Genomic DNA, 11,840 nt, shown 5'->3' on the forward strand with positions numbered 1-11,840 from the left:
CTCCGAGCGCGAAGATCGCTATATTCCCCGGCATGGATACCCCCCTCCGTCGGCGGCACCTCATCGCCGGACTCGTCGCCACCGTGCTCGCCGCCACCGGCGGGCTACTGGCGGCGCCCGCCCCGGCGCAGGCAGCCGATGCCGCGCACCGTTCCCTGCGTACCGCCGACAACCCGGACTGGATGCGGCACCTGCCGGACGCCACCAGCCTCGCCGCCCTCTCCCTGCCCGGCACCCACGACACCCTCGCCATCCACGGTGGAGCCTGGACCCAGACCCAGGAGAACCACGGCAACAGTGCCGCCACCCTCGCCGTCCAGCTCCGAGCCGGCGTGCGGGCCGTCGACATCCGCGCCCGCATCAACGAGGGCAACACCCTCACCATCCACCATGGCGGCACCTACCAGCAGGCCAACTTCGACGACGTGCTGAACGTCCTCGGCTCGTTCCTCGCCACCCGGCCCACCGAGACCGTGGTCATGCGACTCAAACACGAGTGCACCGGGGAGTTCGGCTCCTGCACCGACGCCAGCGGGCAGCTCGGCTTCGCCGACGTCTTCGACCGCTACCGCGCCGCCCGGCCCGGCCTGTTCTGGGTGCCCTCGGTGAACCGGTGGACCGGGGCCGCCGTGCCCGCCCTCGGCGCGGTCCGGGGCAAGGTCGTCCTCGCCGTCCTGCACGGCCCGCGCGGCGGCCGGCATGGGCAGTACGGGCTGGCCCAGTTCGCCGACTGGGGCCACGGCTCCTCCACCTACGTGCAGGACGAGTACCACGTGCCGAACGTCGGGGCGATCGCCACCAAACGCGACCGGGTGCGCCGGCACCTCGATGCGACCAGCGCCGGTGACCCGACCCGGATGTACGTCAACTTCGCCAGCGGGGGGAGTGTGTTCGCCACCCCGGAGGCGGTGGCCGGCGGCGCGCTCGGCGTGCAGGGGGTCAACCCGTTCCTGTTGACGTACCTCAACGAGGGGCCGGAGGTGCACCCGCCGGTCCGCCGTACCGGAATGCTGATGATGGACTTCCCCGGCGGTGGCCTGATCGACCGGATCATCGCGGCGAACGCCGGCCTGACCTCCTGAACAATTCTTGATCAACTCTGACTGGCCAAGTCCGGGGGCGTGGCGTAGCGACCGGGACACGCGGTGGCAAACTGGTCGCCGCAGGCAACCGGACGAGGGAGGCGGCGTGCGCTGGCGCAGCTTCGTGGCGGTGGGGGACAGCTTCACCGAGGGCATGGACGATGCGTACCCGGACGGCACCTACCGGGGCTGGGCGGACCTGGTGGCGACCCGGCTGGCCGCCGAGGCCGGCCCGGACTTCGGCTACGCCAACCTGGCGATCCGGGGTCGGCTGTTCCCCCGCGTGGTGGCCGAGCAGGTGCCCGCAGCCCTGGCCATGAAGCCCGACCTGATCAGCTTCGCGGCCGGCGGAAACGACATTCTGCGCCGCAGCTTCGACCCGCACACGCTGGTCAGCCGTTTCGACGAGGTGGTCGGCCGGCTCCGCTCCGGTGGCGCCGACGTGATCCTGTTCCGGTTCGCCGACGTGATGGCCCGGCTACCCGGCCAGCGGCTGGTCGCGCCGCGGGTCGAACTGCTCAACCGGGCCGTCGGGGAGACCGCCGAGCGGCACGGTGCGATCCTCGTCGACCTGTACGCCGACGACACGTTCCTCAATCCGATGCTGTGGAGCACCGACCGGCTGCACCTGTCCGCCGCCGGGCACCGACGGGTGGCCGGGCAGGTGCTGACCGCGCTCGGGGTCGGCTGCGACGAGGAATGGCTGCTCGTCCCCGAGCGGCCCGCACCCACGCCCTGGCTGGCCGCCCGCGCCGCCGACCTGCGCTGGGCCGGCCGGCACCTCGCCCCGTGGCTCAGGCGACGGCTGACCGGCCGCTCCTCCGGCGACCTGGTCACCGCCAAGCGCCCGATGCTCGGCCCGGTCACCGAGTGACCGTACGCACCGTCCACGCCGCCACCCGGCTCAGGACGACTTTCGACGAGCACCCCCTACCCGACCGGGCGGTGCTGGTCGCCGGCGACCGGATCGAGGCGGTGGGGTCGCTGGGAGAGCTGACCGAGGCGTACCCGGGCGTGCGGGTGCGGTGGTGGCCCGGCACCCTCGGTCCGGCGCTGGTGCACGACGGGCCGCTGCCCCCCGCACCCAGCCCGCGTGAGCGGGTGCACGCGCTGTTCCGGGCCGGGGTGGCGGCGGTGCCCGCCGCGTTCCTGACCGACCCGGGGCTGCGGGCCGCCGCCGTCCGTAACGGTCTGGCGGTGCTCGACCGGCCGCGCCCGCCGGTGGTGGTGACCGGCGGGCGGGCCGACCTGGCCGTCCTCGCCGACGACGGCACCTGCCTGGCCACGGTGGTCGCCGGCCGGCTGGTGCACCGCCGGGCCTGACCGGTCAGGAGGCGAACCGCACCCAGGTGCGTTCGGTGCCCGAGCCGGCGCCCAGCGCCTTCGGGCCGCCGTAGTCCAGCTCGATGGTGCCATCGGCCAGCACCCCGACGCCCGGGCCGGTCGACCCCACCCGGTTTCGGAGTTCGGGGCGGTCGACGTAGCGGCCCTCGACGATGAAACCGACGGTTCCGTACACGCCGCCGACGATCAGCAGCCCGTCGTCGAGTGCGGCCACCGATCCCGTGTCGTCCGGCAGGCCGGGAAGCTCCCGCCAGCTGTCCCCGGTGAGCTGCCACAGCGGCTTGCGCTGTTGGAAGCCGGCCAGCCAGACGTGCCGGCCGTCCGGTGACACCAGCAAGCTGAGTTCGCCCGGGACCGAAGGCAGCTTCCGCCACCGGTCCGTCGCCGCACTGCCGCGGACCAGCACGATCGTCCGGCCCTCCTGGTGGACCGCCAGCCACAGCCGCCGGTCGCCACCCTCGGCGAGCTGGTGGGGCTGGGTGGTCCGCAACTGCACCGGAGGCTGGTCGGGCAGCCGACGCTGCCCGACCGTCGCCAGCACCTGACGGGTGCAGGCAGGCCCCGGGTCGACCACGGTCAGCGCGGTGGCGTCCGCGCAGCGGAGCAGATAACCACTGAGGGTGGCCAGCGCCCGCTGCGCCGGCAGAGGCGGGGAATCCCGAGGATGTTCGGTGAAGGTCCGGCCCCCGTCGGAGGTCACCAGCCAACCCGTCTGCGCCATCACGGCCAGCGTCCCGCCGTCCGGGCCGGGGATCAGCTGAAGGTGACCGCGGATGCGGTCCGGGACGGCGTTCGTCCGCCAGGTCAGGCCGGCGTCGTCGGTTCGTACCACCGCGGAGCGGCACTCCGAGGCTGGACCACCACCGAGCGCACAGGTGCTGAACAGGGCCCAGCCGGTGCGGGCGTTCACAAACCGCAGCTCCTGCAGCGTGCCGGGTGCTCCGGAGGGCGCGATCCGGCGTACCACCGGCTCGTCCGACGGGCTGGGCGAGGTGGTGGGCATCGGCGACGGAGTCGGCGCGTCGTCCCTGTTGGCCAGGGCGAACGCGCCGGCAGGGCCGCCCAGCAGCAGCGCCGCCACAGCGGCCAGGAAGCCCCGGCGACGGCGCCGGAGCACCCGGGCCCGTCGCCGCGCCGCGGCCACCCCCGGAGGACGGAAGATCGTCAGGGCTTCCGCCTCGAACTCGGCGAACATCCGTTCCACCGTGCGCTCAGGCATCGGGGGCCTCCTCCGAGAAGTAGGTGGCCAACGCGGCGCGTCCCCGGGAGAGCCAGGAGCGGACGGTGCCCTCCGCCGCACCGGCCTGCTCGGCGATCTCCCGGACGCTCAGCTGGCCCAGGTGGTGCAGCACGATCGCCTGCCGTTGCGCGGCAGGCAGGGTGGCCAGGGCCCGGGTCAGCGCGACCCGGTCCGGGCCCGGACCGGGCACGTGTTCCTCCCGCTGCCGGGCCAGGTGCCGCACGGCGGTCCGCATCCGGCGTAACCGGCTGGTCGCCAGGTTCCAGGCCACCCGTCGGACCCAGGCCGACGGATCGTCGTACCCGCTGACCCGGTCCCAGCGTTCCAGCGTCCGGCAGAACGCCTCCTGGGTGAGGTCCTGCGCCTCGGCGTGGTCCCCCAGGTACGCGTAGAGCTGCACCGCGATCCGATGGAAGTGTGCCTGGTAGAAGTCGGTGAACTCCCCGGCTGACGCGGCGTCCGGGGGTGCCCCGGTCTGCTGCCGTACGGTCATGTCGATCCTCTGTGGTCGGCGGGTCCCGCGCCTGACACGTGTGGGCGGCCGGTTCCGCTGCACCCCGACGGGCGGCCGACCCGGCTCGCTGCATCCGATGGCCCTCGGCCGGAGCCGATCCGGCGTACCTTGGGGATCATGCCTGTGCCGAGTGATCCGAATCCCCGCCTCCAGTCGTACGCCGACCCGCAGCGCCTCGTCACCACCGAGTGGCTGGCCGAGCACCTGGGCGACGAGGGCCTCGTCGTGGTCGAGTCGGACGAGGACGTGCTCCTCTACGACACCGGCCACATTCCGGGCGCCGTCAAGGTCGACTGGCACACCGAACTCAACGACCAGGTCACCCGCGACTACCTCGACGCGGCCAGCTTCGCTGAGTTGTGCGCCGCGAAGGGCATCGGCCGCGACGACACCGTGGTCTTCTACGGCGACAACTTCAACTGGTGGGCCGCGTACGCCCTCTGGGTCTTCTCGCTTTTCGGTCACCCGGACGTGCGGCTGCTCGACGGTGGCCGGCAGAAGTGGGTGGCCGAGGGGCGCGAGCTGACCCGGGACAAGGTCACCCGTTCGCGTGCCGAGTACCCGGTGCCGCAGCGCGACGACGCGCCGATCCGGGCGTACCGGGAGCAGGTGATGGCGCACGTCGCCGCCGGCCGGCCGCTGGTCGACGTGCGGTCGCCGGGCGAGTACACCGGCGAGATGCTGCACATGCCGGACTATCCGCAGGAGGGCGCGCTGCGCGGCGGGCACATCCCGGGTGCGGTGAACAAGCCGTGGAAGTCCGCCGCCAATGAGGACGGCACGTTCAAGTCCGCCGACGAGTTGCGCGCGATCTACGCCGACCAGCTCGGGTTGAGCCCGTCGGACGACGTGGTGGCGTACTGCCGGATCGGCGAGCGGTCCAGCCACACCTGGTTCGTGCTGCGGCACCTGCTGGGCTACCCGCAGGTGCGTAACTACGACGGCTCGTGGACCGAGTGGGGCAACCTGGTCCGCGCCCCCGTGGTCAAGGGTGACCAGCCGGGCGGCTTGTCCCGCTGACCCGCCCCGCCGGCCGGGTGGACCGGGCGGTGGCGCGAATGCGGCAGGTTGCGGTGTCCCGATGCCCGGTGGCCTCGATCTGCCGCATTCGGCGCGGGTCACTGCGGGCCGGTTGGTTAGGCTGCCCGGATGGGGCAGGTGTGGCGGGAGTGGGGTGACGTGCTGCTCGCCACCCTGGTCGCGGCACCGGTGACGGTACTGCTCACGGCGCTGCTGGCCACGGTACGGCGGGACGCGCCCAGCCCCGCCGAGGCGTGGTGGCGCAGCGTCGCCGAGGTGGGCACCGTCGCCGGGACGCTGCCCTGGGTGTGGATGATCCTCACCCCGCGCGACGTGCCCGGCGAGGTCAAGCTGGTGCCGCTGGTCGACGTCGTCGACCTGCTCGACGACGGCCTGACCACCGTCGTGGTCCAGGTCGTCGGCAATCTGCTGGTCTTCGCCGCACTGGGCTTCCTCGCCCCGGTGCGCTGGGCCGCCCTGGCCGGCGTCGGCCGGATTTTCCTGCTCGGCGTGGCCGGCTCCGCCCTGGTCGAGTGGTTGCAGTACGCGCTCGACCTGGGCCGGGTCACCTCCGTCGACGACGTGCTGATCAACGCGAGCGGGGCGGCCCTGGCCGCACTGGCGTCCCGCCGCTGGTGGGTGGGGCGTCGACGGGTGCCGCAACGGCCGGCCGCAGTGCCCGCCACGCCGCGAGCGTGACCAGCACGAAGATCACGGCCACCGCCACCACCACCGGCCCCACCCCGTACGCGGCGCCGGCCAGCCCTGCCACCGTCGCGCCGACCGGCGCGGCGAGCAGGGTCATCGTCCGCCGGGCCGCGCCGACCCGACCGAGCAGCCCGGCCGGCACCCGAGCCTGGCCGTACGCGGCCCAGAGGCTGTTCCACAGCGTGCCGCCCGCGCCGAAGACCGCCAGCGCCAACCCACCGATCACCGGCTGCCGGACCAGCGCGAACACCGCCAGGGCGGCGGACTGCGCCACGAGTGCCGCGCGCAGCACCGGCACCGTGCCCAGCCGGGCGGCCAGCCGGCCTGCGGTCAACGCCCCGGCCAGCCCGCCCAGCACCACCCCGGCCAGGAACAACCCGTACCCGGCGGCCGGTATCCGCAGCACGTCCAGCACGTAGAGCACCAGCACCGCCAGCAGCGCGCCGATCGCCAGGTTCGCGCCCCCGCCGAGCAGCGCCAACCGCCACATCAGCCGGTCGCCCCGCAGCCACGCCACCCCGGCCAGCGCCTCCCGGCGGAGCCCGCCACGCCCGGCCGGGCCCGGCGCGTGAGCCCGGACGGGCTGCCCCTGCTCGCCGGGCCGGACCCGGCCGCGATCATCCCGCCGCCCGGCCGGAAGGGCGAGCACCAGCAGGGCCGCCACGGCGAACGTGAGGGCGTCGACCGCGAAGGGAAGGGCCGCCGACACCGTGAAGAGGACGCCGGCCAGCGGGGCGCCGAGGAACCCGGCGGCGACCGCCGTGCCGGCCTGGAGGCGCCCGTTGGCGGCGGGCAGGGCGGCCGGGACGACCACGGTCGGCAGCAGCGCGAACGCGGCGGCGTCGAAGAACGTGCCGAGCGCGGCCAGCAGGAGCGCCGCCGCCACCAGCACCACGACACCGGCCCGGTCCACCGCGACCGCCACGGCGAGCGCCGCCACCACCGCCGCCCGCGCGGCGTCCACCACCGCCATCGTCCGGCGCCGGTCCCAACGGTCCGCGTACACCCCTCCGAGCAGGCCGAACAGCAGCGGCGGAAGCTGCCCCGCGACGGTCACCACGGCCACCGTCCGGGGGTCGCGGGTCAGCGTCGCGGCCAGCAGGGCCAGAGCCGGCGTACGCACCGAGTCGCCGAATCGGGAGGCGACGGCGGCAGACCAGAGCAGTCCGAAGTGGAGGCCGAGCCGGTGGGTGGTCATGTCGGGGGAGCCTGGACCCTCGACCCGATCGAGGGTCAAACGGGGCGGACACCGTCGGCGCTCACCGGTACGGTGAGCGCCGGAATCCGACCGGGGAGAGCGCGTGGACCGCACCTTCCAGGTCGACCTGCGTGGCGTGGTCGACCTGCTCAGCCATCACCTCTACGGCAGCCCACGGGTGTACGTCCGGGAGCTGCTCCAGAACGCCGTCGACGCGATCACCGCCCGGCGCGCGTCCGAGCCGGACGCCCCGGCCCGGGTACTGGTCGAGCCACCCGAGCTGACCGGCGACGGCACACTGCGGGTGCATGACACCGGCGTCGGGCTCACCGAGGCGCAGGTGCACGAGCTGCTGGCCACCATCGGCCGTAGCTCGAAGCGGGACGAGCTGGGCTTCTCCCGGCACGAGTTCCTCGGCCAGTTCGGTATCGGCCTGCTCTCCTGTTTCCTGGTCGCCGACGAGATCCGGGTGGTCACCCGGCACCGCGACCAGCCCACCGTGCTCTGGACGGGCTGGTCGGACGGTCGGTACGCAGTCGCGCTCGCGCCGGCCGACCAGCAACGCGCCGAGACCGGCACCACGGTGACCCTGGTGCCCCGGCGCGACGCCGACCAGTGGCTCGGTACGCCGACGGTCGTCGAGCTGGCCCGCCTCTACGGCAGCCTGCTGCCGGTCGACGTCCGGGTCGGCGACACACCCACCACCGCCGGCCCGCCGCCCTGGCCGACTCGGCCGGACGCGCCGCTGGACCGGCCGGCCCTGGTCCGGTACGCCGAGCGGACCCTCGGCTTCACGCCGTTCGACGTGCTGCCGTTGGCGGTGCCCGAGGCGGGGCTGACCGGGGTGGCGTTCATCCTGCCGACTCCGGTGAACCCGGCCGCCCGCGCCGGCCACCGGGTGCACCTCAAGCGGATGCTCCTCACCGAGCAGGCCGACGGCCTGCTGCCGGACTGGGCGTTCTTCGCCCAGTGCGTGGTGGACGCCACCGAGCTGCGTCCCACCGCCAGCCGCGAGTCGCTGTACGAGGACACCCTGCTCGCCGCCACCCGGGAGGCGCTGGGCGACCAGGTGCGCGGTTGGCTGGTCCGGCTCGCCCAGCACGCCCCGCGCCGGCTCGCCGAGTTCCTCCAGGTGCACCACCTCGGCGTCAAGGCGCTGGCCCTGCACGACGACGAGATGCTCCGCCTGGTCGACCAGTGGTGGCCGATGGACACCAACGTCGGCACGCTCACCCTCGCCGAGTTCCGCCAACGGCACGGCCTCATCCGGTACGCGGCCGGTCTCGACGAGTTCCGACAGCTCGCCGCCGTCGCCGCCGCGCAGGACCTGGCCGTGGTCAACGGCGGTTACACGTACGACACCGAGCTGATCGAGCGACTGCCCACGGTGGACCGTTCCGTGCTCATCGAACGGCTGGAGCCCAGCGACCTGACCACCCGGTTCGACACCCTCGACCCGCAGGTCGAGCTGGCTCTGCGGCCGTTCCTGACCGGCGCGCAGCGGGCCCTGGAGCGGCTCGGCTGCGAGGTGGTGGTCCGGGCGTACGACCCGGTCTCGCTGCCGGCCCTCTACCTGGTCAGCCGGTCGGCGGCGTTCAACGACCAGCTCGCGGCCAGCCGCGACAAGGCCGACGAGCTGTGGGGCGGGGTGCTGGACGCGCTGGCCGCCTCCGCGCCGCCGGACCGCCCGCAACTGGTGCTCAACCACCGCAACCCGCTGGTCCGCCGGGTCACCACGCTGACCGACCCGGAGCTGGTCGGGCTCGCCGTCGAGGCGCTCTACGGACAGGCCCTCCTGCTCGGGCACCATCCCATCCGCGCGGCCGACGCCGCGCTGCTGAACAGTTCCTTCCTCGGCCTGCTCGGCCGGGCCGTACCGGACGGGAGTGAGGCGTGACCAACGACGACCTGTGGCGGGCGCTGCACGAGGTCCACAACATGCCGTACGGCGTGGGGCAGATCGCCGCGCTGGAGCAGCTCATCCGGCGGGCCGAGGCCGACGGCGACCGGCACCTCGCATTCGCCGCCCGGATGCAGGCGACCACCTCGTACGTCTACGGCGGCGAGCCGGCGAAGTCCTTCGTGACCTTCTCCTGGTGCCTGGCCGAGTTCGACCGTGACCCGCAGCCCTACCACCAGCGCTTCACACACCAGTTGCTCTGGCACTTCAAATACATGGTCAACGCCATGCTGAAGTTCCCCGAGCTGCCGCTGGACCGCACCCGGGCGGTGCTCGACGACATGGAACGGCGCTACCGGGACACCGGGCACACCCCGCAGGCCGTGCACAAGCACCGATACCTGGTCGCCCGGCACGTCGGCGCGCACGACGAGGCCGCCGAGTGGTACCGCAAGTGGCTGACCACCCCCCGGGACGCCCTCTCCGACTGCGCCGGCTGCGACCCGACCACGCAGGTGCAGCACCTGATCGAGGTGGGCCGCCCCGACGAGGCGGTGGCGCTGGCCGAGCCGGTCCTCTCCGGGAGGTTGCACTGCACCGAGCAACCGCAGGCCATCCTCACCGCCCTGCTGCCGGCGTACCTGGGCACCGACCGGCGGGACGCCGCCCGGGACGCGCACCGGGAGGCGTACCGGCGGCTGCGTGCCAACCTGTCGGACCTGTGGGACATCGCCGACCACGTCGAGTTCTGCACGGTGACCGGCAACGGGGCACGCGCACTGGAACTGGTCGAGCGCCACCTGGACTGGCTGGACCGCGCCCCGACCCCGGCCGCCGCGATGCACTTCGCCGCCGCCGCTGCCGCCGCGCTGCGGCAGGCGCCCGGCGGGCTGACCATGCACCGCCGGGCGTTCGGCGACCGGCCGGCCGGTGAGGTACCGGTGGACACCCTCGCCGATGAGCTGGCCGGCACCGCGACCGCGCTGGCCGCCCGCTTCGATGCCCGCAACGGCACCCGGCACCAGTCGGAGCTGATCGACAGGCGGCTCGCCGCCGGACCTGAGGGGGAGCACCTGCCGCTGTCGGCCAGCGTGCGTCGCCGTCCGGCGTCCACCCCGACGGCGATACCGGCTCCCCGTCGGGAGCCGGTGCCGGTGCCGGCGGGAGCGGATGCCGAGGAACTGCTCGACCTCGCCGAGGAGTGCTGGCGTACCCACCGGCGGGACGGGCTGCTCGCCGCCCTGCGGGCGTACGACGAGCGGTTCGCCGGCACCGACCAGCCGCCGGCGGTCGTGGCCCGCCGGCTGGAGCTGCGCGTGGCCGAGGTGGACGAGTCGGCCGACGAGGCCCGCGCCGAGGCGATCGAGGCCAACCGGCGGGCGCTCGCGGCCTGGCAGGAGGTGCCCGACCCGCTGCGGGCGCAGGTGGTGGCCGGGCGGCTGGGCGCGTTGCTCTGCATGTCCGACGCCGACGCCGACGAGGGGCTGAACCTGGTCCGGGCCTCGGTGGACTACCTCGACGACCACGGCGACCAGCGGGAACGCGCCGCCGCGCACGACCGGCTGGCGCTGGCGTACGTTCACCGGGAACGTTGGACGGAGGCGCTGGCGGCGGTGGAGCGGGCGGCGGCCGAGGCGGATGTCGATCCGTGGCTGGCCGCCCGGACGGCGCTGCACCGGGTGCACGTGTTGGAACGGATGGAACACGGCGAGCAGGTCCGGGAGGCAGCGGACCGGGCCCGTCGCCTCGCCCGTGCGGTGGGTGCCGACGACATGCTGACCTTCGCCTGCCTGGCGTACGCCCGCTGGGCGGACGACCCGGCCGACGCGGTGGCCGCCTGCGACGAGGCGCTGCCGGTCGCTCCGGCCGACGCACGGCTGGCGGTGCGGGTGGCCCGGGGGCAGGCGTTCATGGTTGCCGACCGGGCCGCCGACGCGATCGAGGACTTCGCCGAGGCGGTGACTCTCTGCGTGGAGCAGGGTGCCGAGGGCGACGCCTTCCTGCGCTGGGACCTGGCCAACGCGTACCGGGCGGCCGGGCGGCTGAGCGAGGCCGCCGAGGTGGCCGAGGAGGCCGTGATCGGGCTGGATCGGCTCGGTGCGCAGGCCGAGGCCGACCGGTGCCGGCACCTGCTGGCCGGCGTCTACGCGGGGCTCGGTGAGACCGAGCCGGCGTTGGCGCTGCTGGACCAGCTCGCCGAGAACCTCGACGGGCCGGACAATCTCCCCCACCGGGCGGAGGTGCTGGAGCAGGCCGGCGACATCCTCTACCAGGGCGACCGGGACGCGCTCGCCGCGGAGCGGTTCGACGCGGCAGCGACCGCGTACCGCCTCGCGCAGCTGCGGGTGGACGAGCTGCGTGCCCGGCGGCGGCAACTGCTGGCCCTGTTCTGGGCCGGTGACCTGCCGGCCGCGGTGGCCCTGATCGACGTGGTGGACGAGGTCGCCGGGGTGCTCGCCGGGCTGCCGGAGGAGCCGCCCGTGGTGACGTACGAACGGGCGCTGGCGGCCGAGGCGGGGGCCCGGGTGCTGGCCGGCGAGGAGCGGCTGGTCGCGGCTCTGGACCGGCTGGACGGAGTGGCCGGCCGACTGCGCTCGATCGAGGCGTTCGGTGAGGCCGCCCAGGTGGATCTGCTCACCGGTGAGCTGCTGCTGCGCGGGGATCAGCCGACCGACGCGGAGCGCCTGCTCCGGCCGGTGCTGGGCGGCCTGCCCACCGATTCCCGCCTGGCGTCCCGGGCCGCCTGGCTGCTGGCGAACGCCCTGGACGCCCTGCATCGCCCCGACGAAGCGGCCGACCTCCGCACCCGGTACAACCTCCCCCCCACCTGACCC

At 74.2% G+C, this 11,840-nt stretch carries 10 protein-coding genes; 7 read left to right on the plus strand and 3 right to left on the minus strand.

The features are described from left to right. Positions 1–32 precede the first annotated feature (32 nt). The 3 genes from E1182_RS13055 (at position 33) to E1182_RS13065 (ending at position 2,405) form a co-directional block, all read left to right on the plus strand. Positions 33–1,082, plus strand: a complete 1,050-nt coding sequence (locus tag E1182_RS13055; protein ID WP_132264540.1) for a phosphatidylinositol-specific phospholipase C — start codon at positions 33–35, stop codon at positions 1,080–1,082. Positions 1,083–1,188: 106 nt separating this feature from the next. Beyond that, a complete protein-coding gene (locus tag E1182_RS13060) occupies positions 1,189–1,956 on the plus strand; it encodes an SGNH/GDSL hydrolase family protein (protein ID WP_132264543.1) in 768 nt (255 codons plus the stop codon). After that, entirely contained in the window at positions 1,953–2,405 is a 453-nt protein-coding gene (locus E1182_RS13065) for a hypothetical protein (RefSeq protein WP_132264545.1), read from the plus strand. The genes E1182_RS13060 and E1182_RS13065 overlap by 4 nt, the downstream gene beginning before the upstream one ends. Positions 2,406–2,409: 4 nt before the next feature. On the opposite strand, the gene E1182_RS13070 is transcribed toward E1182_RS13065, so the two are convergent. Next, entirely contained in the window at positions 2,410–3,645 is a 1,236-nt protein-coding gene (locus E1182_RS13070; protein WP_132264548.1) for a hypothetical protein, read from the minus strand. Further along, on the minus strand, positions 3,638–4,159 hold the full coding sequence (locus tag E1182_RS13075) for a SigE family RNA polymerase sigma factor (RefSeq protein ID WP_132264551.1): 522 nt from the start codon (positions 4,157–4,159) through the stop codon (positions 3,638–3,640). Before E1182_RS13075 ends, E1182_RS13070 begins: the two co-directional genes overlap by 8 nt. Before the next feature lie 138 nt (positions 4,160–4,297). On the opposite strand from E1182_RS13075, the gene E1182_RS13080 reads away from it, so the two are divergent. Together E1182_RS13080 and E1182_RS13085 are read left to right on the plus strand one after the other, a co-directional pair. Continuing rightward, positions 4,298–5,200, plus strand: coding sequence for a sulfurtransferase (locus E1182_RS13080; RefSeq protein ID WP_132264553.1), 903 nt, complete (start codon positions 4,298–4,300; stop codon positions 5,198–5,200). 129 nt (positions 5,201–5,329) lie between these two features. Then, complete coding sequence (locus E1182_RS13085; protein WP_132264555.1) at positions 5,330–5,899, plus strand: VanZ family protein; 570 nt, start codon at positions 5,330–5,332, stop codon at positions 5,897–5,899. Here E1182_RS13085 and E1182_RS13090 read toward each other — a convergent pair. Further along, entirely contained in the window at positions 5,790–7,106 is a 1,317-nt protein-coding gene (locus tag E1182_RS13090) for an MFS transporter (RefSeq protein WP_132264557.1), read from the minus strand. The genes E1182_RS13085 and E1182_RS13090 overlap by 110 nt on opposite strands. Positions 7,107–7,209: 103 nt before the next feature. Between E1182_RS13090 and E1182_RS13095 the strand changes: the two genes are divergently transcribed. Next, the gene (locus tag E1182_RS13095) at positions 7,210–9,003 is read left to right on the plus strand and encodes an HSP90 family protein (RefSeq protein WP_132264559.1); all 1,794 of its coding nucleotides are present in this window, start codon (positions 7,210–7,212) and stop codon (positions 9,001–9,003) included. Continuing rightward, entirely contained in the window at positions 9,000–11,837 is a 2,838-nt protein-coding gene (locus tag E1182_RS13100; protein ID WP_132264561.1) for a hypothetical protein, read from the plus strand. The genes E1182_RS13095 and E1182_RS13100 overlap by 4 nt, the downstream gene beginning before the upstream one ends. Positions 11,838–11,840: the final 3 nt, after the last annotated feature.

Source organism: Micromonospora sp. KC721, from assembly GCF_004348355.1.
Classification (GTDB): Bacteria; Actinomycetota; Actinomycetes; order Mycobacteriales; family Micromonosporaceae; genus Micromonospora.